This is a genomic window from Stenotrophomonas sp. SBJS02 (assembly GCF_020428325.2).
Classification (GTDB): Bacteria; Pseudomonadota; Gammaproteobacteria; order Xanthomonadales; family Xanthomonadaceae; genus Stenotrophomonas; species Stenotrophomonas africana.
The window spans coordinates 425,837-448,003 of record NZ_CP109812.1 but is presented as its reverse complement, the minus strand read 5'-3'; the positions used below and the strand labels follow the sequence as shown (position 1 = coordinate 448,003).

Genomic DNA, 22,167 nt, shown 5'->3' with positions numbered 1-22,167 from the left:
AACCCTCGCGCTGCGCGCGATGAGCCGAGCATGGGCTCGGCTCTACAGGAATTCCGCCGCCCGGTTCAACGCATCAGCCGGCCAGCAATGCGACAATCGCGCTCCTTTCCTGCAGCAACGAGGCCCACATGGCCAAACTGACCCTGGCCAGCGTGGACGCGCTGCGTACCCGCTTCGCCGATGACGCCGCCTGCGACGCGGCATTGGCCGCCTTCGCCGACACCGGTGCACTGCGCGCGCCGCTGCGGGAGCTGGTGGAGGCACAGCACCGCTACCTGCAGGCCGAATTCGAAGTGGCGCAGGTGGCCGACGTGCTGCGCCGCGACCAGAAGTACGCGCCGGTGGGCCGGCCGTCGATCAACATCGTGCAGCTGCGCAAGCAGCAGGCCGCGACCAAGCAGGCGGCGCTGATCGCACGCCAGGTGGTGGCGCAGGCCGCGCAGACCTTCGCGCGCGTGAGCGGGATGACGGTGAAGGCCAGGCAGAGCCCGAGCGAAGCGTGCGTGGCGTGGTTGGGCGCGCTGCGCTGAGCGCGCATACCCGGTAGTGGCCAACCTTGGTTGGCCTGCGGAGTGCCCGTGTGCCAACCAAGGTTGGCATCTACCAGGGCGTGTTCCCCAGCACCCAAAAAGAAGGCCCGCTTTTCAGCGGGCCTTCTGCCTTCTCACGACGAGTGAGTGGGGTGCATCAAGCGGCCGGCTTTTCGCCGGTGGCTTCGGTGGTGATGCGGATCTTCACTTCATCGCTGACGTTCGGGGCATACGCGCCGACGCCGAAATCGCTGCGCTTCAGGGTGGTGGTGGCATCGAAGCCAGCCGCCGGAACCTTGGCCATCGGGTGCTCGCCACCGCCGTTGACGGTCACGTCCAGGGTGACCGGCTTGGTGATGCCCTTGATGGTCAGGTCACCGGTGACGGTCAGCTTGTTGGTGCCGGCCGCTTCCACCTTGGTGCTCTTGAAGGTGGCATCGGCGAACTTGGCGGCGTCGAAGAAGTCGGCGCTCTTCAGGTGCTCGTCGAACTTGGCGGTGAAGCTGTTCAGGCCGCTCAGCGGCAGCTTCACTTCCACGGTGGACTTGGTCACGTCTTCGGCGTTGTACACCAGGGTGCCTTCGACGTTGCCGAAGTGCGCGCTGGGGTTGGAGAAGCCGAAGTGGCTCCACTGGGCCAGCACGTCGGTGTGGCTCGGGTCCAGCTTGTAGGTGCCCGAGGCGATCTTGATCGCTTCGGCGGCCGGCGCAGCAGCGGCGGCATCGGCAGCCGAGGTGGCAGCCTGCTCGGTGGTGGCCGGGGCGGCGGCGTCAGCAGCCGGGGCAGCGGTGTCGGCCGGCTTGGAGCAGGCGGCGATGGCCAGGGTCAGGGCCAGCGGCAGCAGCAGTTTACGGGTGGCGCTCATCTCAGGAACTCTCCGGATCGTAGGGTGGGTACAGCAGGGACCGCCAAGGGGGCGGCCCGGAATCGATACAGCGACTTACGCGATGCGCGCCGCTTCGTCGAACGACAGGCGCGGCAGACGCGGGAACAGGCCCGCCGGGTCACCGTAACCCAGGTTGACCAGGAAATTCGACTTGATGGAGGTGCCGGCGAAGAAGGCTTCATCCACCTTGGCCGCATCGAAGCCGGACATCGGGCCGGCATCCAGGCCCAGCGCGCGTGCGGCCAGGATCAGGTAGGCGCCCTGCAGGCTGCCGTTGCGGAGGGCGGCTTCGTGGCGGCCTTCCTGCGGGCCGTCGAACCAGGCCTTGGCATCGGTGTGCGGGAACAGGTACGGCAGCTTCTCGTGGAAGTCCAGGTCGAAGCCGATGATGACGGTGACCGGGGCGGCCATCGTCTTGTCGTGGTTGCCTTCGGACAGGGCCGGGGCCAGCTTGGCCTTGGCTTCCTTCGAGGTGACGAAGACGAAGCGGGCCGGCGTGGTATTGGCAGCCGTCGGACCCCACTTCACCAGGTCGTACAGTTCCTGCAGCAGGCTGGCCGGGACCGGCTTGTCGAGGAAAGCGTTCTGGGTACGGGCAGTGCGGAACAGCTGATCGAGGGCAGCAGCGTCGAGCGCGTGGGACATCGGTGGATCTCCAGGGCGGCTAAGGGAAGTCAGTGCCCGCGGGCGGCGCGGGGCGAATCGACGAGCCGCAGTGTAGAGTGTCGCGACTGTTGCAACACCCAGCAGGGCTGAAACGAATTAATGCCAATGGTGAAACGATCGAGTGCGCCCTGGACGGTCACGGACGGCCGTGCGGGCAATGTCCGCCAGGCGGTCGCGCTGGCCTCGGCGCTGCGCCAGGGCACCCATCGGCCGCTGGTCCTGCAGCCCCGCGCGCCCTGGCGCTGGCTGTCGCCGCGGCGCCTGCCCGGCGATGTGAACGGCTACGGCGAGGCTTTCGCGACGCTGGCGGCGCACGCCCCGACGCTGGCGATCGGCTGTGGCCGCCAGGCCGCCGGTGCCCTGCGCGTGCTGCGCGCACGCGGCAGCCAGGTGGTGCAGATCCTCGACCCGCGCATCGGCGCACGCCACTGGGATGTGGTGGTGGTGCCCGAACACGATGCCCTGCGTGGCAGCAACGTGCTGACCCTGCTCGGCAGCCTCAACCCGGTGGACGACGACTGGCTGGCCTGGGGCCGCGCCGCGTTCGCCGGCTTCAGTACCTTGCCCGGCCCGCGCACCGCGTTGCTTGTCGGTGGACCGACGCCGCTGGCGCCGTGGGATGAAACGGCGATGGTGGGCGTGTTCCAGGCGCTGGCCGGGCAGATCCGCAGCGAAGGCGGCAGCCTGCTGGCGACCACCTCGCGACGCACGCCGCCCGCCCTGGCCGAGATCCTGCGCGCGACGTTCGCCGACCTGCCGCATGTGATCTGGGGCGACGGCGGCGATGGTACGAATCCTTATGGCGGCCTGCTCGGCTGGGCCAACCGCGTGGTGGTCTCGCCCGATTCGGTGAACCTGCTGTCTGAAGCCTGCGCCACGCGCATGCCGGTGATGGTGGCGCTGGCCGATACCGCGCAAGGCCGGCTGGCGCGCTTCCAGCAGCAGCTGCGCGAGCGCGGGCGGCTGCAGGCGCATTGGCTGGACTGGCAGTACGACCGCATCGAACCACTGCGCGAGACCGCGCGGGTGGCCGCGGAAGTGAAACAGCGTCTGGCATTGGGGTAGTGCCGGCCGCTGGCCGGCAATGCTCTACGCGCTACCGAAGATCCTGACGTTGCCGGCCAGCGGCCGGCACTACCGGGTGCGCAGCGTTTTCTGAACATTTCGATCCGACTGTGCGGTTAGAGTCCAGCGTCCCCCATCACGCTGAACGTCTTCATGCGCACCCTGCTCCTGCTGCCCCTGGCCCTGCTCGCCGCCTGCTCCACCACGCCCACCGAGCTGGATCCGATCTCGTATCAATGCCAGCAGCAGCTGGACGCGTACCGCGAACAGCCGGCGCTGCGCGATCCGAAGACTGGTCAGCGCCCGCCGCTGCCGGTGGCCCCGATCAGCGACGCCTGCGACAAGGAACTCCAGCGCAAGGGCCTGGACCGCCCACTGCGCTGAGCAGCGTATGATCGGCGCGCGGGCCTGCCCGCCGCTGAAGGTACCGACATGGATCGTTTTTCCCGCCTGCCCCGCGCCGCGCTGCTGATCGCCAGCCTGTTGGCGACTGCACCGGCCTGGGCCAACAGCACCGAATGCCGCGAGCGCTACCCGAGCGTGGCCGCGCAGGCGGCGATGCTGGACGTGGCCTGGACCACCGCCGAGCGCCTGGACGCGCTGCCCGATGTGGACGTGGTGGTCGCCGCGCGCGGTGGCCAGGACCTGAGCCGCTACGGCCTGCGCCACAGCCACCTGGCGTTCCTGCTGCGCGAGGACGACGGCCGCTGGCGCGCGATGCACCTGCTCAACCGCTGCAAGACCGACAGCTCGCAACTGTTCCACGAAGGGCTGGGCAACTTCGTCGGCGAGAGCGGTGGTCATACCGACCTGCGCATCGGCGTGCCGTCGGCACCGTTGCGTGCGGCACTGCGGGCGATGCTGGTTTCACCCTCGATCCAGCCCAGGGCGCTGCACGAAACCAGGTACAACGTGGTTGCCTACCCGTTCGCAACCGACTACCAGAACTCCAACCAGTGGGTGCTGGAAGTATTGGCCGCGGCGATGGCGCAGACCGAAGGCGCGCCGGCCATCGTCAAGCGCGAACAGGCGCAGCAGTGGCTGCGCCAGCAGAAGTACCAGCCCAGCGTGCTGCATATCGGCCTCGGCAAGCGCGTGGGTGCGCGCCTGTTCGTGGCCAATGCCACCACCACCGACCATCCGGCCGGCGAACGCATCTCCGGCAACTATTCGGTGGTGACGGTGGAATCGGTGTTCGACTTCCTGCACCAGCGCAGCCAGCTGCATCAGGAACTGGTGATCCCCCATGTGCCGGTGGCCGGCGCTGCCGCCGCCACGCCCTGAATCCCGCGAGGAGAACGACATGCGTCCGCTACTGCCTTCCCTGATGTCGATGGTGTTCGTCGCCAGCCTGTTCGCCGCGAATGCCGCCCATGCCGAACGCCGCATCGTGATCATCCATGACCCGGGTCCGCAGGGGCCAAGCCTCGAAATGTCCACGCAGATGGTCACCTCGGCACGTGCGGCTGCAGCGCAGGAAGCGCAGGATGCGGCCGATGTGGGTCGCCCGTTGGCCCGTCAGCAGCAGATCAAGCTGCCGCAGATGGAGGTGAGCGCTATCGCCACCACCGTCGACGGCCGCCGCGAAGTGCTGCTGCGTGATGCCAACAACCCGCAGAACACCGCCTCGATGCAGTACCCGCGCGGCGTTGGCGATCCCGCCGTGCAGTTCAGCGTGGGCCAGACCGTGAACTTCGAGCCGACCGGCAACGATCAGGGCTGGCAGCTGAAGGACAACCAGGGTCGCCCGCTGGAATACCTGCCCGAGGCCACCGGCCCGCGCGACATCTTCGATACCCGGCGCTGAGCTGCCGTCCCCATCCCGACCAGGAGGTCTCCATGTTCCGTTGCCTGCGCGTTCCCGCCACTGCCCTGCTGCTTTCGGCACTGGTGGTGACCACCGTCCATGCCGGCGCCGCGCCGCAGTTGAACAGCAGCCAGGCCAGCGTGATCGTGACGTCGTTCGTGGTGCTGTCGTTGCCACTGGCGGCCTCGATGGGCCTGTCCGAACTGTCCAAAGCGCCGTTCAAGGCCAGCGAGCGCAACGGCCGGGCCGCGCGCACCAAGGCCGTGCCACTGCCACCGATGGAAGTGAAGAAGGTGGAGACCACGCAGGCGGGCCAGCGCCAGGTGCAGCTGCAGGTGCCGGACAAGGCCGACCAGACCGCCACCCTGCACTGGCCGGTAACACCGAAGGATGAAGATCCGACGGCTGCGTTCGTGGTCGGCCAGCAGGTGCGCTTCGAGCCGACCCCGGCCGGTGCCGGCTGGAACGTAAAGGGCGCCCAGGGCCAGACGTTGGCCTATGTGCCGACCGCCTACGCCGCCGGCGACGTGATGAGCGAAGCGCTGTAAAGCTGAACGAGTGGTTTTGGCTTTGCCGCGGGCCGGGCGGATAATGGGCGATCCCCTTTGTCCCCCTGGCTCGCCATGTCCGTGCGCCCTGCCCCTGTGTTTGCCCCGCTGACCGCCCGCGCCCTGGTGCTGGCGGTACTGGCGATGGGCGCGGTGGTGCTGCTGTCCAACGTACTGGTGCAGTACCCGATCAACGATTGGCTGACCTGGGGTGCCTTCAGCTATCCGGTCGCGTTCCTGGTCAGCAACCTGATCAACCGCCGCTTCGGCCCGGGCCCGGCGCGCCGCGTGGCGTGGATCGGCTTCCTGGTGGCGGTGCTGCTGTCGATCTGGGTAGCCACCCCGCGCATCGCCATTGCCTCGTGTTCGGCCTTCATCGTGGCCCAGCTGCTGGACATCACCGTGTTCGACCGCCTGCGCCGTGGCAGCTGGTGGCGCGCACCGATGGTGGCCACTACCTGCAGCGCGACGGTGGATACCACCATTTTCTGGTCGATCGCGTTTGCCGGTTCGGCGCTGCCGTGGGTGAGCTGGGCCGCAGGCGACCTGGCGGTGAAGCTGGCGATCGGCGTGTGCCTGCTGGCCCCGTTCCGCGCGTTGTTGTGGAAGATGGCGCCGCTGCGCGCGACCAGCTGACTGCACATGCTCTGGTAGGTGCCAACCTTGGTTGGCACGCTGTTGCCGGGGTCATGAACGCTGATGGATTGTGCCAACCAAGGTTGGCATCTACCGACGGCGGGCTATCGCTGCTGACAGATTGTGCCGACCCACGGTCGGCACCTACCAACAGCGGGTCATCGCAGGGCCATTGCTCTGGCGGGTGCCCCCGCTCAGGCGAACGGCAACGCTGCCGCTCTGCACGCTGCCGTAATCGCGGCACACGCGTCTTCAATCGCAGGCGTGGTCGGTGCCAATCGCGGGCGCCGGTCCAGCGTGCAGGCCAGGCCCACCTCCAGCAACGTGGCATGCGCTCCATGCAGCGCCTGCGCGGTGTCTTCCGGCAGGAAACCGGCAACCGCCAACGCATCGATCAACGACGGCGTATCGCGCGGCTGCAACAGCGCCGCATGCTGCGCACTGCGCGCCAGCACGCCGGTCTGCAGCAGGAATTCCAGGTCCACTACGCCACCGGCGCCCTGCTTCAGGTCCAACCGCGCGGCGTCGCTGCGGTCCAGTTCGGTACGCATGCGGCCGCGCATCTTCAGCACATCGGCATACAGCGTGGCCGGATCGCGTTCACGACCCAGCGTCTGTGCACGCACCTGCTCGAAGTCGGCCAGCAGGCTGGCGTCACCGGCCACGCCGCGTGCGCGCACCAAGGCCTGGTGCTCCCAGGTCCATGCACGTTCGCGCTGGTACTCGGTGTAACTGGCCAGCGAAGACACCAGCGAACCCTTGCCGCCATCCGGGCGCAGACGCACGTCAATGTCGTACAGGCGCCCGGCAGCGGTGACCGCAGCGAGCAGTGCCATCACCTTCTGTGCCAGGCGCGCATACCAACGCCCCGGCTCCAGCGGACGCGCACCGTCGCTGGCGTCCACGCCGGCCGGGTTGTCGTGCAGGAATACCAGGTCCAGATCGGAACCGAAGCCCAGTTCCAGTCCACCCAGGCTGCCGTAGCCGATGATCGCGAAGCGTCCACCGGGAATCTCGCCGTGCGCAGCGCGCATGTCCGCCTCAGCCATCGCCAGTACGGTGACCACCACCGCCTGCGCCAGTTCGGCCAGTTGCCGGGTGCTGTCCACCGCGCCCTGGCGGCCGTCCAGCGTGGCCATCGCCATGCGGAAGCTGAGTGCCAGCCGCGTCTCGTTGAGCCAGCGCAGCTGCGACTCGGGATCTTCCACCGGCAATACCTGCTGGCATTCGGCCAGCATGCCGGCGAAGTCGGGCATCGGGCCGGACACACGTACGTCCAGCAGTTCGTCCAACAGCAGCGGATACGCCGCCAGGCGCTCGGCCAGCAGCGCGCTGCGCGCCAGCACATCGACCAGCCGCGCCAGCGCACTCGGTTGTTCGTCCAGCAGCGCGAGATAGCTGGTCCGGCGCAGTACCGCCTGCAGCAGACCAAGCACGCGTTTGAGCGCGGCATCCGGTTGCGGTGAACGCGTGGCCGCATGCAGCAGCGCAGGCAGCACGCGATCCAGACGCGCACGCGCGGCATCAGACAACGACTTCACGCCCGTGCCCTGGGCGAAATCGCGCAGCGACTGGTCGGCGCCATTGGCATCGAGGAAACCGGCTTCGGCCAGCAACGGCGCGTTGCTGCCTCCGGGCAGGCTGCGCCAGTAGTTGGCCAATGCATCGGGCGCGGCCTGGCCCTTGCGCGGTGCCAGCAGCGCGGCGAATTCAGTACTGACACGCTGCTGCTGCACGGCCAGTGCTGTGCGCAGCACGTCCCAGTCCAGATAGCCCAGGCCGACGGCAATGCGCTCGCGGTCCAGCGCATCGCTGGGCAGCACATGCGTCTGCGCATCACGCAGCATCTGCAGGCGGTTTTCCAGCCGGCGCAGGAACAGGTAGGCCTCGCGCAGCGCGCTACCATCCTCGGGCGCGATCTGTCCGGCGGCGACCAGTGCATCCAGCGCCACCAGCAGGCGACGCTCGCGCAGCGCCGGTTCGCGCCCACCGCGGATCAGCTGCAGTGCCTGGCACAGGAATTCGATTTCGCGGATGCCACCAGCGCCGCGCTTGATGTCTTCATGCAGTTCACGGCGCGCGACTTCGGCGGTGATCGCCGCCTTCATTTCGCGCAGGCCATCGAGCGCGGTGAAATCCAGGTAGCGGCGGTACACGAACGGGCGCAGGGTCTGCAGCCACGCCTCACCGGCCTCGATGTCACCAGCCACCGCGCGCGCCTTCAGCCACGCATAGCGTTCCCAGTCGCGGCCTTCGCGCTGGAAGTACTGGTCCATCGCCGCGAACGACAGCGCAACGCGGCCGGCGCTGCCGAACGGGCGCAGGCGCAGGTCGACGCGGTGGCTGAAGCCATCGACCGTGGTTTCGTCCAGCAGCTTGGCCAGGCGCTGGCCGAGGCGGGCGAAATATTCTTCCGCCGCCAGCGGGCGCGGCCCGTCAGATTCGCCGCCCTGCGGATAGGCGTAGACCAGGTCTACATCGGAACTGAAGTTGAGCTCGCCACCGCCGAGCTTGCCGAGGCCGAACACGACCAGTTGCTGCGGCGCACCCTGTTCATCGGCGATGACGCCATGGCGCTGGGCGAATTCCTGCTGCAGGGCATCCAGTGCCAGCCGCAGGCAGTCCTCGGCCAGGGCGGTGGCGCCGGCCAGGGTCTGCGCCACGTCGTCCAGACCGGTCAGGTCGCGCCAGATCAGCCGCGTGGACATCGCCGTGCGCCAGCGCCGCAGCTGCGCCGGCCAGTCGCTGGGCTGCAGCGGATCGAGCACCGGGGCCGGGATCGGCGGGCAGCCGGGCGCGGCCAGCTGTGCCAGCAGGCCCGGCTGGCGCACCAGGGTGTCCAGCGCGAAGTCACTGGTCACCGCCAGCCGGGTCAGCAACGGCAGCAGGTCGGCCGGGATGGGCTCGGGCAGGACCTGGGCCAGCCGCGCCAGGGCGCGGTCGACAAGAGGCTGCAGGGAGGCGGGCAGATCAGCGGGGGCGAGGGTCATGGGCTGATTGTATCGACCCGGTAGTGCCGGCCGCTGGCCGGCAAATCCGACGATCCCGCCGTAGGTTACTGGGGTTGCCGGCCAGCGGCCGGCACTACCGATAATGGAGGCCGCGCATTCAAACTGGGCGACAGGCAATAAAAAAGCCCGCTTGCAGCGAACTGCCAGCGGGCTCTGCTCCCTCCCCCACGTCGGGATGCAGGGCCATCGTGCGGGCTGCGAAAGCACTTTGCACGCTGCACTGCAAAACAAAACCGGCGGGTTTGGGTGAGCCCCCGGGGAAAAGCCATTCCACGAAGGTAGAACCCCCCGTACGGATGAGGATGGCCGATAATCGGGATTCCCCCCAGCAACACGTGTCGTCATGTCTGTTGATCGCATCGCCAACGCGCGTCTCCGTGACCGCGTGGTCTCCGCAGAGGCCGCAGCCGCGCTGATCCAGCCCGGTGAAACCGTGGCCATGAGCGGCTTTACCGGCTCCGGGTATCCCAAGGCCGTTCCCGTGGAACTGGCCCGCCGCATCGAAGCGGTGCATGCCCAGGGCCAGCCCTTCCAGATCAGCCTGATGACCGGCGCCTCCACCGCGCCGGAACTCGATGGCGCGCTGGCCAAGGCCGATGGCATCGCCATGCGCATGCCGTTCCAGAGCGACCCGGATGCGCGCAACCGCATCAACGAGGGCAAGCTGGACTACATCGACATCCACCTCAGCCACGTTGCCCAGCACGTGTGGTTCGGCTTCTACGGCGAGATCGATACCGCCGTGATCGAGGTCTCGGCCATCCGCGAAGATGGCTCGCTGGTGCCCTCCACCTCGGTCGGCAACAACAAGACCTGGTTGGACCTGGCCAAGAAGGTGATCGTCGAGGTCAACGAATGGCAGCCGGCCGGCGTCGACGGCATGCATGACATCTACTACGGCACCGCGCTGCCGCCGCACCGCAAGCCGATTCCGCTGGTCAATGCCAACGACCGCATCGGCGACACCGCGCTGCGCTGCGACCCGGACAAGATCGTGGCGGTGGTGCGTACCAACGGCCCGGACCGCAACAGCCCGTTCAGCCCGATCGATGCGACCAGCGAACAGATCGCTTCGCACCTGATCGAGTTCCTCAAGCACGAGGTGAAGAAGGGCCGCCTGCCGCCGAACCTGCTGCCGCTGCAGTCGGGCGTGGGCAACATCCCCAACGCCGTGCTGGCCGGCCTGGCCAAGAGCGGTTTCCGCGACCTGGCCGCGTTCACCGAAGTGATCCAGGACGGCATGCTCGACCTGCTGCGCGACGGCGTGCTGAGCTATGCCTCGTGCACCGGCTTCGCGCTGAGCCCGCAGGCCAACGAGACGTTCAAGGAGAACATCGATTTCTACCGCGAGCGCATCATCATGCGCACGCAGGAAATCTCCAACCATCCGGAACTGGTGCGCCGCCTGGGCTGCATCGGCATGAACGGCATGATCGAGGTGGACATCTACGGCAACGTCAATTCGACGCACGTGATGGGCACGCGGATCATGAACGGCATCGGCGGTTCGGGTGACTTTGCCCGCAACGGTTTCCTGTCGGCGTTCCTGAGCCCGTCCACCGCGAAGAACGGCACCATCTCGGCGATCGTGCCGATGGCCAGCCACGTGGACCACACCGAGCACGACGTGTCGGTGATCGTCACCGAACAGGGCCTGGCCGACCTGCGTGGGCTGACCCCGCGCAAGCGCGCGCAGGTGCTGATCGACAACTGCGCGCATCCGGATTTCCGCCCGCAGCTGCAGGAATATTTCGACCGCGCCAGCCGCGAGAGCTACGGCAAGCACACCCCCCACCTGTTGCCGGAAGCGTTGTCGTGGCACCAGCGTTGGCTGGATACCGGCACGATGAAGGGCTGAGGCCCGCTCTTGTAGAGTCGAGCCATGCTCGACTGCGTTCCTCGGCAGCCGAGCATGGCTCGGCTCTACAAAGAGCAGCTCCGCAGAATCAATGTAGAGCCGAGCCCACGCTCGGCTCCACGGCAAGCGGGTTACCCGCGCAGCGCCGCCAGCGATTCGGCCTGCAGCCGCTCGTAGATCTCGAACTCGTCATTCACCGCCACGCCCAGCGCCTGCTCGAAGGCCTCGCGGTTGGCGTGTGCGGCATAGGCGCGCTGTTCTTCGCCCCCCAAGTTCGACTGGAAGATGCCTGCGGCGCTGACCGGCAGGAAATCCTCGTAGACGATCGGGTCGGCCGTGGCCAGGCCGGCGGCCACCAGCACTTCAGCCGGCAGATCCGCCACGCGCTCGGGCGCGGCACGGCCGGCGTCGGTCAGCTGGTAGCGGTAATAGCCCAGTCCTTCCTGGCGCAGCGTGTCATGGTCATCCGGGAAGCTGGCGAACACCGCCTGCAGGCGCTGGCCGTAGTCGCCACCGGTACTGCCTTCGCCACCGGCATCGCGTGCCTGCGACAGCAGCTGGTCGTACAGCGCGCGGCCCTTCGGGGTCAGCGCAAGGCCGCGCTGTTCGATCTCGCCGAAGCGCGCGGTGTGAGTGCCGGCATCGCCGCCTTCGTCGCCCGGGAAATGCACGGCTTCTTCCAGCGCCTTGAAGCTGGTCTGACGCAGCAGGATCGGGCAGGCGCGGCGCGGCGGGCCTTCGATGACCGCCTTGGCCGCCATGCCGTGTTCGATCATCGCGGCCTGTGCGGCGTCGATGTCCAGCGTGCGCGGGGTCAGGTGATTGATGTGCGGGCCACGGAAACTGACCACGTCGGCCACCAGCCGATGCGCGTTGTGCAGCGCGTGGTAGGTCGGCAGATCGACCGTGGCATCGCCGTGCCAGCGGAAGGTTTCCAGTGCTTCCTCGACGAAGTGCTCGGCATCGGCCTGCGCCAGGCCACCGTCACGCTCGGCCTGGTCGATCAGTGCCAGCGCGCCGTCGGTGAAGATGCGGCGGCGTTCGAGGATGCGCGCGGACTCGGCACGCAGTGCTTCATCTTCGATCAGCTCCAGGCGCAGCAGCGAGGTGAACACGCGGAATGGGTTCTGCGCCAGCGCGGCACCGGTCAGCGGGCGGAACGCGGTGGAATGCACCGGCACGCCGGCCACCGACAGGTCGTAGTAGCCGACCGGGTACATGCCCATCACCGCGAACAGGCGGCGCAGCGTGGCCAGCTCCTGCACGGTGCCGACGCGGATCGCGCCATGGCGCTCTTCATCCAGGCGCGCACGCTCATCGTTGCGCTGCAGCTGCGCGGCCAGCGCCGGGTCCTGGGCAAGCACCTGCGCGTTGATCCGCTCCACCAGTTCCACCAGCGTGCCGTACAGCGGCACTTCGGTGCGGTACATGCGGGACATGGCCTGTGCGAACAGGCGGCGGATCACATCAGGCGAAACGAAAGAGGCGCTCATCAGTCACTCGATTACGGGAACGGGGAACAGCTCGAACCCGTATTGTCGCCGGAGCGCACGGCGGCGGCGATATGCAGAGCAACATGACGCCTGGCCTGTTGCCAGGAGGACGACCTGTGAGCCGCTCTTGGTGGGTGCGAACCTTGGTTCGCACTGATCTGTCAGCGGCCGGTGCAGAAGCAGTGCGAACCAAGGTTCGCACCCACCAGACGCAGCCCAACACTACCGCTTGAGCTGGCGCTTCAGGGTGGCATCCAGGGTGATCGGCCGGTCCCAGTGCTGGTAGCTGGCCACGATGGCGTGGCGCACGGCACGGTAATGCAGGTTGTCCGGCTTGATGGGCATGCGCTTCACCACCGCCTCCCAGCCGCCCTCCGGGTCCTGGCTGAAGGCGCGCACGCTGTCGCGGCAGGTCTGGCCGCTGGCCTTGGCCCAGAAGCAGGCGAAGTAGATGTCCCCGGCCTGCCAGCCATGGGTGGTGAACAGCGCGCTGATGTAGCCGCGCGGCACGCCCGCATAGCGCGACACTTCGTCGAGGAAGGCGTCGGGGTAGCGCTCGGCGTAGTGATTGATGTCCTGCAGCTGGGCATCGACCCAGCTGTCACCGGTTTCTACCTCGTAGGCCGCCGAACGCTCGGCGGTCTGCTGGGCCAGCACGGTGGCCGGCACCAGCAGCAGGGACAACAACAGCGCGCGCAGTCGGACGTTCATGCCCCGATTCTGCCGCAGCCGCCGGGGTCCTGTCAGGCCGCCGCAGCGGCCTTGGCCTCGATCGCCGCCAGTGCGGCCGGCCAATCGTGGGCGGTGTCGGCGGTGACCATGCGCGGTTCGTCGTCGGCCACGCCGTGCTGGGTCTCGTGGGCCCAGGTCACCGCGTAGGGGGTATGCACGCCCCAACCACCGAGGGTGACCACCGGCTCGATATCCGAACGCAGCGAGTTGCCGACCATCACGAACTGCTGCATCGGCAGATCGAATTCGGCCAGCACGCGGGCGTAGGTTTCCGGGTCCTTCTCCGAGACGATCTCGATGCGCGGGAACAGCTCGCCGAGGTTGGCGACCTTGATCTTGGCTTCCTGGTGGAACAGGTCGCCCTTGGTGATCAACACCACCGGGTAGTGCTCGGCGATGGCCGCCACGGCTTCGCGCACACCGTCGATCAGCTCGACCGGGTGGCGCAGGGTATCGTGGCCGATATCGAGGATGCGCTGGATATCCTTGGCCTCGATGCGCTGGCCGGTGATGTCGATGGCCGCTTCGATCATCGACAGGGTCATGCTCTTCACGCCGTAGCCGAAGGTGCCCAGGTGGCGCTGCTGCACTTCCAGCAGGTGGCGCGCAGTCTGGGTGTCATGCACGTCGACATAGCGCGACAGCAGGTCAAGGTAATCCTGCTCGGCCTTGCGGTAGTAGTCCTCGCTCTTCCACAGCGTGTCGTCACCGTCAAAACCGACCAGGCCGATGGCGCGCGACGGCGCAGGCGTGGAGGTGTTCATCGGCCAAGGATACAGGGGTGGCGATGACGAGAAAAACCCGGGCGGCCGCAGCCGCCCGGGTCCCCATGCACCGGTCTTCCCGAATCAGGTGTAGATCAGCGGCCCTGGGCCGCGCCGGCACCTGCACCGGCCTGCTGCGCGGCCACGTAGGCCTTGTACTCATCGGCGCTCAGCTCGCCGTCCTTGTTGGTATCGGCCTGGTCGAACACCTGGGCCAGGCCCGCGTTCACCTGTGCTTCGGTCTTGCTGATGGTGCCGTTGCCATCGGTATCGATGCTGGCCCAGGTCTGGCCACCGCCATTGGCCTGCGCCGATGCCGCTGCGGCTGCGTTGGTCGCCTGGTCGGCGGCCTGGCCAGCCTGTGCAGCCGCCTGCTGGGCCTGTGCGGCCTCATTCTGCGCATGCGCCGCCTGCTGCTTGGCCGACTGCGCCATCGCCGGAATGGCCAGCACGCTGCCAGCGGCGACGATCAGGGCGATCAGGGGCTTGCGGTTGCGAATAGTCATCAGGGGTGTCTCCTGCCAATTGGGTGGTGTTGCGCGGCGTGTTGTCTCCGCACGGCACCTACCCTGCCACCGCGTTTCTGAATCGATTTTGCGTCGCGAGTGGCGTGCACACACACGATTAACCACTCGCCTCCACCCATGCATTAGCGCGGTGGTTAGCAGCAAGTGAGCAGCTCATAAGATGCGCATTCAGCGCCGCAGGATTTAACCGGCAACCAACGAAAAACCTGCGTCAGTCGACGGTTTTTTTTCGATGACCGCGAACTGAACAACACCCAGCCGAGCGCAACACCAGCGAGCGCGCCGGCGATTTCCAGCACCACGCGACTGCCGAGTTCGTTCGGATCGTGGATGGTTGCCAGGAACAGGCGCGCATACAGCGGCGACTCCAGCCGCACGATGCCCATGTAGAACAGCTTCCATGCATCGATGCCGGCGGAGATGATCACCGCGATGACACAGGACCAGCCGATCGCGTGACCGACTGTCCAGTGCAGGAGCCGGCACAGCTGCGACCACAGGAAGTACACCAGCAGCCCGACCAGCAGGGCGATGGCGCCGGCTTCCAGGGTACCGAGCAGGCCGAAGTGCAAAGGAAGGTTCATCGGATGGGCAGGGATGAAGAGGCGGCCAGTGTAAGGGATCTGCCCCGGACCCAATCCGGCAGCCACGGTAGATCCACGCCATGCGTGGATGAATCTCCACCGAGATCGAGTATCTCGACGATTGAACGGAAAGCATCCACGCATGGCGTGGATCTACCGTGTCGACCAAGGTCGACACCTACCAAGAGCAGCGGGAAATTGTCAGGGCGCAGCCCTGCCGATACCCCCTAAAGCACTGGCACGTCGTACGCGGTGCCGGGATCCGGTTCGGGCTGCAGAGTGTAATGCCACCACTCCTGCGGATAGTTGACGAAGCCACGGCGCGCCATCGCCTGCACCAGCTGCTGGCGGTTCGCCTGCTGCACAGTGCTCAGCCCGCTCGTCCGGGTATGCGCGCGCGGGCCAAAGAAATCGAAGTCGGTGCCCATGTCCAGTGGCGTGCAGGCGCCAGTGCGGCAATCCAGCAGGCCCAGATCAACCGTGGCGCCACGACTATGGCCAGAGCGCTCGGCGATGTAGCCGTCGGCCAGCAGCCGTGGCTTGTCCAGATCCGGGTACTGCTGTGCCTTGCGCGAGAGCTCGCGCGGATCGTTCACCCAGGCCATGAACGCCTGCACCGAGCGCACCGGCCGGTAGCAGTCGTAGAGGCGCAGGCCAAAGCCCTGCGCGCGCAGATCCTGTTCTACCTGCGCCAGCGCTTTCGCCACCGTCACCAGCAGGTAGCAGGACGGCGCCTCATAACCGGGCACGCGCGCGCCGGTGAAGTTGTTGGCACTGGCGTAGCGGATGTCCATGTCGATGCCTGGCGACAACGTGCGGATCTCCACCAATCCGCCGCTGGCCGCATCGGTGGCGGGTGAAACGCGCGGTGGCTCAGCGGCGTTGGCGGTCGCCGCCAGGGCAGTCGCCAGTACGAGTGAAATGCAGGTCCTGGAAGTCATAGCTGAAGTCGATGTCCGGGTCGATGGCACGCAGGTCCAGTGTGGGCGGCGCACCCTCACCTGGCTGCAACCAGGCCTGTGCGTCGTCGTCCAGCGTATCCCAGCGCAGCAGCCAGCGCCCCTGCAGTTGCAGCACGGCCCCCTGCAGCCTGGGCGACTTGTCCACGCTGAAGCGCAGGCCATCCTTGCCCGGGCACAGCGAAGCCGGGCCCAGCCACGGATCGGAGTAGCGGCCCTGCCAGCGCGGCAGGTCATTGCCCCGTGCCGGCTGTGCTGCTGCGGTCGCTGGCCGTTGATGGCCAGATGCTGCCTGCGCTGCCCGGTCAGCCTTCAGTTCGGCCAGGTACTCCATCGCAGGGCGCGCATCGTCTGGTGCGGTGAAGCGCTTCAGCGTGGCCTGCATCAGCGCTGTGCGCGCGTCCTCGCCGTCGCCATTGATCAGCATCACCACACCCACCTTGCGGTCGGGCAGCAGCGCCAGCGACGAGTACATGCCCGACAACGTGCCGGTATGCGCCACCTTCCACTGCCCGTCCATGTCAGACACCCGCCAGCCATATCCATAACCGTAGAAATGCGCGTTGTCCCAGCGCCGCTGGCGTTCACCCAACGGCATCGGCATGTGGAGGGTCCACAGCGTGCGCCGCTGCTCGCTGCCCAGCCAGTCCGGCACCAGCGCGGGATCGAGCAGCACCTGCATCCAGCGTGTCATGTCGCGCAGCGAACAACGGATGCCTCCCGCCGCCATCGAGGGCAGGTCCGGGCTGATCGCAGCATCGGCGTTCACCACCTCGTTGCGTTCACCACGCCAGGCATGCGGCTGTGCCACGTTGCCCACGCGCTTCACCGACCACGCACCCACCTGGCAGCGCGTCATGCCCAGTGGTTCGAACACCTGCTCGCGCATCAGCTGGTCATACGGCTTGCCACCCGCTGCCGCCGCCACTTCGCCGGCCACCACATACATCAGGTTGTCGTAGGCATAGTGGCTGCGGAAGCTGCTGACCGGTTTCAGGTGCGCCAGCCCCGCGATGATGTCGGCACGGGTGAACGCGTTCGGCTCCGGCCACAGCATCAGGTCACCGGCGCCCAGGCCAAGGCCACTGTTGTGGATCAGCAGGTCGCGCACCTGCATCTGCTCGCCCACCCACGCATCGTGCATGCGGAAGCCCGGCAGGTGTCGCTGCACCGGATCATCCCAGCGCAGCGTGCCCTGCTGCACCAGCCGCGCCAGCAGCGCGGCGGTCATCGCCTTGCTGTTGGAGGCGATCTTGAACAGCGTGTCCTCGTCGATGCGGCCGCCGTCACCGCGCGCGCCGGCCGCGTGGCGATGGACCACCTGTCCGTTCTCGACCACCGCCATGGCCAGCCCGGGCAGATGCTCGGCCCGGACCACGGTGGCGATGTCGGCCTCGATGGCTGCACTGTCGACCGACGAAGCGGACGCTGCGGCCAGTGCCGCCGCGAGGATCAGCAGGTGGTGCATGCGGGCAGCCCCTCCATTGCCCGCGCCGTCACGGTGGACGGCGCGGATCGTGGCCTCAGAAGTTCCAGGTCACCACCAGCTGGGTGTAGCGCGGTGCCTGCCAGCGCGTACCGGTAGCGAACGTCGCCTCGCGATACTGGCCGGGCTGCGCCTCGTAGCGCTGGTGCACGTTGATGGTCTTCTGGTTGTTGAACAGGTTGTACACCGACAACCGGGCACTGAGGTCGATGCCCTCCACCGGCAGGCGCCAGGTCACGTTGGCGCCCATGGTCCAGGTCCACGGCAGGCGACCAAACGCGCCGCGCGGGCTGTACTCGAACTGGCGCTGGTTGTACGGGCCCGAACAGTTGGCCACGCACAGCCAACCGGTGCCACCACCACTGCCTTCACTGGAGGTGCTGCCACCGGCGATGGAGTCGTTCGGCCACATCACGCCGTAGGCGGTGATCGGGCCACCGGACTGCACCTGCAGCGTGGTGCCGAACGACCACTGCTTGTTCAGCGCATACGCGGCACGCAGCTTGAACTGATGGCGGAAATCGTTGAACAGCACGCCATAACGTTCGTTGGTGGCCGGGTGGTCCCAGAACTGCACCATGCCGGTGTCGCCGTAGTTGGTATCGGAGTTTACCGGGCCTTCGAAGTTGCCCTCGCTCTTGGACCACAGGTAAGACGCGTTGAACATCCACTTCTCGTCCCACGCACGGTCGATCTGGAACTCCAGCGCCTTGTAGGTGCGCTTGGGCTTGGAGTAACCGATCACCTCGCCACTGCCGCCCTTTCGATAGCCGCTGTTGGCGGTGTCGATGGTGATCCAGCCTTCGTTGGCGCAGCCGATGCTCTTGTCGCCCCAGATCGTCAGGCTCTCGCCCGGGTTGGCGATCGGCCACAGCGTGCTGGGGGTCGGGCCGCACGGGGTGTAGTTGATGCGGATGTCATCCAGCGCGCGGGTCATGCGCCGGTAGGTGGCATTGACGCCCCACGACCAGGCCTGGTTGATCATGTTCTGGAAGCCCAGGATGTATTCGTCCTGGTAGACCGCCTTCAGGTCGCGGTCCACGCTCTGGCGCAGGTCGGCACCGCCGGTGTTCATGCGGGTGTCGGTCGGCCCGATCTGCTGGCCGACGACCGGTGCCATGTACGGTGAGCCGGTCGGTGAGGTTTTCCGCTCCCAGCCATTGAGTACGTAATAGCTGTACTCGTCGGTCAGACCGCCGGCGAAGTTCACGTTGATGTTGTTGGTGACCGGCAGGTAGTAGCGGCCAGCGTTGCCGAACAGCTTGGTGCTGCCGTCACCGCGCATGTCCCACGAGAAGCCGACACGTGGCGCGATCAGGTCGTCCATCTTGATGAACGCCTTGCCGGCGGCGGTACGGTTCTCGAAGCGGTCCCAGCGCACGCCCAGGTTCAGCATCAGGTTCGGGGTGATGTTCCAGATGTCTTCCACGTACAGCGCATTGGCTTCGGTCTCGAACGTTCCGCCCGACTTGCGGTTGCGCGCACGCAGCATCTCGGTGACGCCCGCCGGCACGTAGGCGTTGGCGCCATCCCAGACTTCATCGCCCGGTCGCGCCACGTAGGCGGTATAGCTCAGTTCGGTCGGACCGGGGTAGCGTGTGGATTGCTTGGTGGTCATCAACTCGCGGTCGACACCGAAGCGCAGCAGGTGATCACCCAGCTGCCATTCGAAGTCCAGTCGCGCCACGTCACGGGTATCGTCACGCTCGGCCACCGCCGTACCGGTGGGATGGCAGCCGGCACGAAGACCCTGCAGCTTGCCCAGTCGCGGGCCATACGTACTGTCAGTGAACACCGGGCTGCAGGCCTGGTCCAACGACGAATTGGTGAACGCACGCTGGTTGTTCTGGCCGACCATGGCACGGGCGGTAAAGTTCTGCCCGAAATGGCCGGTGTAGGTGGCCGACCAGTTGCGGCCGCCGGTCTCGGTGACCGAATCGCCGCCCCAGGCGCCGAGCTGGTCGGCGTTCCAGTTGTAGCCGTACGACGCATTGGTGACATCGCCCTCATCCGAGAACGCCAGCAGCGCCAGGCTGTGGTTGTCGTTGATGTTCCAGTCCAGCTTGGTGCCCCAGAATCCGTTGCCGGAATCATTCTTGAACCAGGTGCTGCCATCGGACGAGGTGTTGTGTCCCTTGTCGCTGCGGTCTTCGTACATCGCGAACAGGAACAGCTTATCCTTGATGATCGGCCCGGAGCCCCAGACGTTGGTCTTCAGGAACGAGTTGTTGTCGCGGCTGCCATACGAATGCGGGGTTCCATCACGATGGAAGTGGTCGCCGCCGCTGGAGCGCCATGCACTCGGCTCAGCGGTGACTTCCACGCCGCCTTCGAATTCGTTGCTGCCCGAACGGGTCACCGCATTGATCACGCCGCCGGTGGAGCGCCCGAACTCGACCGAGTAGCCACCGGTCTTGACCTGGAATTCCTTGAAGAACGCGAATGGCGCCGTGCTGAAGCCACGACGGGTATACATGTCGGTGACATTCAGGCCGTTGATGAAGACCGCATTCTCGGCCACCGATGAGCCGGCGAACGACAGGCCTCCGAATGACGAGTTGCCGCCGACCACGCCCGGCGCCATCAACGCCACGGCGGACAGGTCCTGCGCCACCGGCAACCGCGAGATTTCCTGGCGGTTGATGTTGAAGGATGTTTCGGTGGAATAGACGTCCACGCGGTTGACCACGCGGGTACCGACCACCTGCAGGGCATCCAGGTTGGTGACGCCGCCGCCACTCGCCAGGTTGACCGTGGTGGTGCCGCCTACCGCCACACTGACGGCGACCTGGTCGCCCAGCTTCTGGCCATCACGGCTGAGCTGCAGCTGGTAATCCCCCACCGGCAGCTGGCCCAGGCGATAACTGCCATCGGCACCGACCGTGACGCTGCGGGTCAGACCCGTGCTGCTGCTCACCACAGTCACCTGGTCGCCGGCGGTGGCGCGCCCGGCCACGGCACCGCTTACGTTCTGTGCCATTGCGATACCGGGCAGCATTGCGCCCAGACACGCCCCGAGAGCGACGCACAACGCCGCCCGCTTGATGCTGTAAGCCTTCATCCCCTGCTCTCTCCTGCAAGAATTGAATGGTGTGGAATGCGATGTGTCGCGCTAGCGTTGCCTGGCTGGCAGTACCCGCCACTGGAAGTCGTAGCTCCATTGGTCGAAGTACAGGTTGCCGCCTGCCCACTCGGCCTCGCCGCGCTGCGAGTCGACCGTTTCCGAGCGGAAGTGCTGCTTGGCCGGCACGAAGGGCTGGCCGAAATCGTCGTTGAAAGCGATGCGGTAGCCGTCGAGGCCACCCAGATAGAAATCGCGCAGTGCAGGCACATCGCTGGCAAGCGCGCCGGTGGTCACGTCCATCGGCAGCCAGCCATACGGCGCCAGGTAGACCTGCCCCCAGTCATGCAGGTTGTTGTAGCCGCTGCCATCGCCAGAGAACACCATGCCCGACTGCCAGCGCGCGGGAATACCGTTCATGCGCAGCAGCGCGATCAGCAGCAGGGTCTGCTGTCCGCAGTCGGCATGGCCGGCATGCAGCGCGTAGTCGCTGATGTTGCTGAGCGTGGAGTATTCGCGCGCACCGGCCCAGGGAATGCGATCCACGGCAGCAAACAGCTTGCGCAGCACTTCATACGGACGTGTCTCGCCCTGCAGTACCTGGTCGGAGAACAGCTTCAGCGCCGGGGTGAAGCGCACATGCGGCAGCTGCTCGGCCAGATAGGGCTTCAAGGCCGGATCAGCCGGGGTTGGCTGTACCTTGGCCGGGTCGATCGCGGTATGCCGGGCGAGGATCGTGACCGCGTAGCGGATCTCGAAGCGCGTCGGCTGCCCAGCCACTGCCTTGGCTTCCAGGTAGGCGGTGCGCTGCAGGGTACTGGCCGGTGCCACCCGCGCCTTGCCCGGGGTGCTGCCCAGCCACTGCACCTGTTCCTGCTGCCCGGGGATTTCGCGCGGGTACGGAATCCAGGCCCGTACAGTTTCGCCGGCCGGGACGGCGTCGGCCTTTACCGTGAGCGACTGGGTGAATTCGATGCGCTGTGGCAGTACCGATGCCTGGCCACTCTGTTCGGCCGCGGCAACCACACGCGCATGGTGTGCATTGAGCACCTCGTTCGGGCCCGGCGCTGGCATCGGTGCATCCGCGCGGCGGCGTGCGCGTGCTTCGGCGCTGAGCAGGAACAGGTTCGAAGGTGCGCGCTTGAAGTACCAACGCGTGCCATCGATGTCGAGATGCTCGATCAGGCCGAGCTGGTCCCAGCGTGCGAATTCCTCGTCGGTCAGGTCGGGAATCCAGCGCCGCACGGCGGCCTTGGCGGCGGTTTCGTCGAGGGAAAAATCCAGGCGGATGCGGCGCATGCGCTCTTCCTGGAACGCGATGTCGTCGAAACTGACGCCAGGCTCCGCCGCGTCCGCATCCGACCAGGTATTCAGTTCGCTGCCGGCTTCGGAGAACCGTCCCGCGTCGATCATCTGCACGACACGCGCAAACTGGATGGCTGAGGGTGGCGGCTCCGCTCCCGCCGACCACGCCCACAGCAGCAGCGCGGCACATAGGCCGGCAGCGGCAGGCAGACGCGGTTTGCGAACGGCAGACTCCACAGCGACACTTCC

19 protein-coding genes and 1 pseudogene are annotated in these 22,167 nt (G+C 66.9%); 8 read left to right on the top strand and 12 right to left on the bottom strand.

The features are described from left to right. Nucleotides 1–128: 128 nt before the first annotated feature. The gene (locus FQS62_RS02045) at nucleotides 129–530 is read left to right on the top strand and encodes a hypothetical protein (protein WP_208044050.1); all 402 of its coding nucleotides are present in this window, start codon (nucleotides 129–131) and stop codon (nucleotides 528–530) included. A 157-nt stretch (nucleotides 531–687) separates the two neighbouring features. On the opposite strand, the gene FQS62_RS02040 is transcribed toward FQS62_RS02045, so the two are convergent. Both FQS62_RS02040 and FQS62_RS02035 read right to left on the bottom strand, forming a co-directional pair. Then, nucleotides 688–1,395 (bottom strand): YceI family protein, encoded by a 708-nt coding sequence (locus FQS62_RS02040; RefSeq protein WP_208044049.1) that lies wholly within the window; start codon nucleotides 1,393–1,395, stop codon nucleotides 688–690. A 75-nt stretch (nucleotides 1,396–1,470) separates the two neighbouring features. Further along, a complete protein-coding gene (locus tag FQS62_RS02035; RefSeq protein ID WP_164158519.1) occupies nucleotides 1,471–2,061 on the bottom strand; it encodes a malonic semialdehyde reductase in 591 nt (196 codons plus the stop codon). 126 nt (nucleotides 2,062–2,187) lie between these two features. On the opposite strand from FQS62_RS02035, the gene FQS62_RS02030 reads away from it, so the two are divergent. The 6 genes from FQS62_RS02030 to FQS62_RS02005 all read left to right on the top strand — a co-directional run bounded on the left by FQS62_RS02030 (nucleotide 2,188) and on the right by FQS62_RS02005 (nucleotide 6,138). Then, nucleotides 2,188–3,147, top strand: coding sequence for a mitochondrial fission ELM1 family protein (locus FQS62_RS02030; RefSeq protein WP_164158520.1), 960 nt, complete (start codon nucleotides 2,188–2,190; stop codon nucleotides 3,145–3,147). Between the two features lie 153 nt (nucleotides 3,148–3,300). Then, nucleotides 3,301–3,531, top strand: a complete 231-nt coding sequence (locus FQS62_RS02025; RefSeq protein ID WP_005407834.1) for a hypothetical protein — start codon at nucleotides 3,301–3,303, stop codon at nucleotides 3,529–3,531. Between the two features lie 48 nt (nucleotides 3,532–3,579). Then, nucleotides 3,580–4,431 carry a DUF2145 domain-containing protein gene (locus FQS62_RS02020; RefSeq protein WP_208043770.1) on the top strand — a complete coding sequence of 284 codons (852 nt, stop codon included), beginning with the start codon at nucleotides 3,580–3,582 and terminating at the stop codon, nucleotides 4,429–4,431. A gap of 19 nt (nucleotides 4,432–4,450) precedes the next feature. Then, entirely contained in the window at nucleotides 4,451–4,954 is a 504-nt protein-coding gene (locus tag FQS62_RS02015; RefSeq protein ID WP_208043769.1) for a hypothetical protein, read from the top strand. A gap of 32 nt (nucleotides 4,955–4,986) precedes the next feature. Then, nucleotides 4,987–5,502: a hypothetical protein gene (locus tag FQS62_RS02010; protein ID WP_208043768.1), complete on the top strand. Its 516-nt coding sequence runs from the start codon at nucleotides 4,987–4,989 to the stop codon at nucleotides 5,500–5,502. A gap of 75 nt (nucleotides 5,503–5,577) precedes the next feature. After that, the gene (locus FQS62_RS02005; protein ID WP_049449368.1) at nucleotides 5,578–6,138 is read left to right on the top strand and encodes a queuosine precursor transporter; all 561 of its coding nucleotides are present in this window, start codon (nucleotides 5,578–5,580) and stop codon (nucleotides 6,136–6,138) included. A 194-nt stretch (nucleotides 6,139–6,332) separates the two neighbouring features. Here the strand turns inward: FQS62_RS02005 and glnE are convergent, their stop codons facing one another. Further along, nucleotides 6,333–9,128, bottom strand: a complete 2,796-nt coding sequence (gene glnE / locus FQS62_RS02000) for a bifunctional [glutamate--ammonia ligase]-adenylyl-L-tyrosine phosphorylase/[glutamate--ammonia-ligase] adenylyltransferase (protein WP_208043767.1) — start codon at nucleotides 9,126–9,128, stop codon at nucleotides 6,333–6,335. Between the two features lie 364 nt (nucleotides 9,129–9,492). Here glnE and FQS62_RS01995 point away from each other — a divergent pair, with 364 nt between their 5' ends. After that, complete coding sequence (locus FQS62_RS01995) at nucleotides 9,493–11,007, top strand: succinyl-CoA:acetate CoA-transferase ScpC (RefSeq protein ID WP_049449372.1); 1,515 nt, start codon at nucleotides 9,493–9,495, stop codon at nucleotides 11,005–11,007. Between the two features lie 131 nt (nucleotides 11,008–11,138). Here the strand turns inward: FQS62_RS01995 and FQS62_RS01990 are convergent, their stop codons facing one another. The 9 genes and pseudogenes from FQS62_RS01990 to FQS62_RS01950 all read right to left on the bottom strand — a co-directional run bounded on the left by FQS62_RS01990 (nucleotide 11,139) and on the right by FQS62_RS01950 (nucleotide 22,155). Next, nucleotides 11,139–12,500 (bottom strand): 2-oxoadipate dioxygenase/decarboxylase HglS, encoded by a 1,362-nt coding sequence (locus FQS62_RS01990; protein ID WP_208043020.1) that lies wholly within the window; start codon nucleotides 12,498–12,500, stop codon nucleotides 11,139–11,141. A gap of 222 nt (nucleotides 12,501–12,722) precedes the next feature. Further along, nucleotides 12,723–13,211, bottom strand: coding sequence for a hypothetical protein (locus FQS62_RS01985; RefSeq protein ID WP_049449376.1), 489 nt, complete (start codon nucleotides 13,209–13,211; stop codon nucleotides 12,723–12,725). A 32-nt stretch (nucleotides 13,212–13,243) separates the two neighbouring features. After that, nucleotides 13,244–13,996 carry an HAD family hydrolase gene (locus tag FQS62_RS01980; protein WP_049449377.1) on the bottom strand — a complete coding sequence of 251 codons (753 nt, stop codon included), beginning with the start codon at nucleotides 13,994–13,996 and terminating at the stop codon, nucleotides 13,244–13,246. Between the two features lie 95 nt (nucleotides 13,997–14,091). Beyond that, the gene (locus FQS62_RS01975; RefSeq protein ID WP_049437070.1) at nucleotides 14,092–14,502 is read right to left on the bottom strand and encodes an EF-hand domain-containing protein; all 411 of its coding nucleotides are present in this window, start codon (nucleotides 14,500–14,502) and stop codon (nucleotides 14,092–14,094) included. A gap of 245 nt (nucleotides 14,503–14,747) precedes the next feature. Next, nucleotides 14,748–15,107: pseudogene (locus FQS62_RS01970) on the bottom strand (hypothetical protein); the annotation flags it as partial. 227 nt (nucleotides 15,108–15,334) lie between these two features. Continuing rightward, the gene (locus tag FQS62_RS01965; protein ID WP_208043021.1) at nucleotides 15,335–16,048 is read right to left on the bottom strand and encodes a M15 family metallopeptidase; all 714 of its coding nucleotides are present in this window, start codon (nucleotides 16,046–16,048) and stop codon (nucleotides 15,335–15,337) included. Then, nucleotides 15,981–17,534, bottom strand: coding sequence for a serine hydrolase domain-containing protein (locus FQS62_RS01960; RefSeq protein WP_208043022.1), 1,554 nt, complete (start codon nucleotides 17,532–17,534; stop codon nucleotides 15,981–15,983). The genes FQS62_RS01965 and FQS62_RS01960 overlap by 68 nt, the downstream gene beginning before the upstream one ends. A gap of 55 nt (nucleotides 17,535–17,589) precedes the next feature. Beyond that, on the bottom strand, nucleotides 17,590–20,613 hold the full coding sequence (locus FQS62_RS01955) for a TonB-dependent receptor (protein WP_049449385.1): 3,024 nt from the start codon (nucleotides 20,611–20,613) through the stop codon (nucleotides 17,590–17,592). A gap of 51 nt (nucleotides 20,614–20,664) precedes the next feature. Then, on the bottom strand, nucleotides 20,665–22,155 hold the full coding sequence (locus FQS62_RS01950) for a transglutaminase-like domain-containing protein (RefSeq protein WP_208043023.1): 1,491 nt from the start codon (nucleotides 22,153–22,155) through the stop codon (nucleotides 20,665–20,667). Nucleotides 22,156–22,167 lie beyond the last annotated feature (12 nt).

What these genes read in the sequence shown, in the direction of transcription:
- FQS62_RS02010 (WP_208043768.1), top strand. Translation starts at nt 4,987, where the DNA reads ATGTTCCGTTGCCTGCGCGTTCCCGCCACTGCCCTGCTGCTTTCGGCA.
- FQS62_RS02040 (WP_208044049.1), bottom strand. Translation starts at nt 1,395, where the DNA reads ATGAGCGCCACCCGTAAACTGCTGCTGCCGCTGGCCCTGACCCTGGCC.
- FQS62_RS01965 (WP_208043021.1), bottom strand. Translation starts at nt 16,048, where the DNA reads ATGACTTCCAGGACCTGCATTTCACTCGTACTGGCGACTGCCCTGGCG.
- FQS62_RS01990 (WP_208043020.1), bottom strand. Translation starts at nt 12,500, where the DNA reads ATGAGCGCCTCTTTCGTTTCGCCTGATGTGATCCGCCGCCTGTTCGCA.
- FQS62_RS01955 (WP_049449385.1), bottom strand. Translation starts at nt 20,613, where the DNA reads ATGAAGGCTTACAGCATCAAGCGGGCGGCGTTGTGCGTCGCTCTCGGG.
- FQS62_RS02045 (WP_208044050.1), top strand. Translation starts at nt 129, where the DNA reads ATGGCCAAACTGACCCTGGCCAGCGTGGACGCGCTGCGTACCCGCTTC.
- FQS62_RS02030 (WP_164158520.1), top strand. Translation starts at nt 2,188, where the DNA reads ATGGTGAAACGATCGAGTGCGCCCTGGACGGTCACGGACGGCCGTGCG.
- FQS62_RS01980 (WP_049449377.1), bottom strand. Translation starts at nt 13,996, where the DNA reads ATGAACACCTCCACGCCTGCGCCGTCGCGCGCCATCGGCCTGGTCGGT.
- FQS62_RS02020 (WP_208043770.1), top strand. Translation starts at nt 3,580, where the DNA reads ATGGATCGTTTTTCCCGCCTGCCCCGCGCCGCGCTGCTGATCGCCAGC.
- FQS62_RS01985 (WP_049449376.1), bottom strand. Translation starts at nt 13,211, where the DNA reads ATGAACGTCCGACTGCGCGCGCTGTTGTTGTCCCTGCTGCTGGTGCCG.
- glnE (WP_208043767.1), bottom strand. Translation starts at nt 9,128, where the DNA reads ATGACCCTCGCCCCCGCTGATCTGCCCGCCTCCCTGCAGCCTCTTGTC.
- FQS62_RS02015 (WP_208043769.1), top strand. Translation starts at nt 4,451, where the DNA reads ATGCGTCCGCTACTGCCTTCCCTGATGTCGATGGTGTTCGTCGCCAGC.
- FQS62_RS02025 (WP_005407834.1), top strand. Translation starts at nt 3,301, where the DNA reads ATGCGCACCCTGCTCCTGCTGCCCCTGGCCCTGCTCGCCGCCTGCTCC.
- FQS62_RS02005 (WP_049449368.1), top strand. Translation starts at nt 5,578, where the DNA reads ATGTCCGTGCGCCCTGCCCCTGTGTTTGCCCCGCTGACCGCCCGCGCC.
- FQS62_RS02035 (WP_164158519.1), bottom strand. Translation starts at nt 2,061, where the DNA reads ATGTCCCACGCGCTCGACGCTGCTGCCCTCGATCAGCTGTTCCGCACT.
- FQS62_RS01995 (WP_049449372.1), top strand. Translation starts at nt 9,493, where the DNA reads ATGTCTGTTGATCGCATCGCCAACGCGCGTCTCCGTGACCGCGTGGTC.
- FQS62_RS01960 (WP_208043022.1), bottom strand. Translation starts at nt 17,534, where the DNA reads ATGCACCACCTGCTGATCCTCGCGGCGGCACTGGCCGCAGCGTCCGCT.
- FQS62_RS01975 (WP_049437070.1), bottom strand. Translation starts at nt 14,502, where the DNA reads ATGACTATTCGCAACCGCAAGCCCCTGATCGCCCTGATCGTCGCCGCT.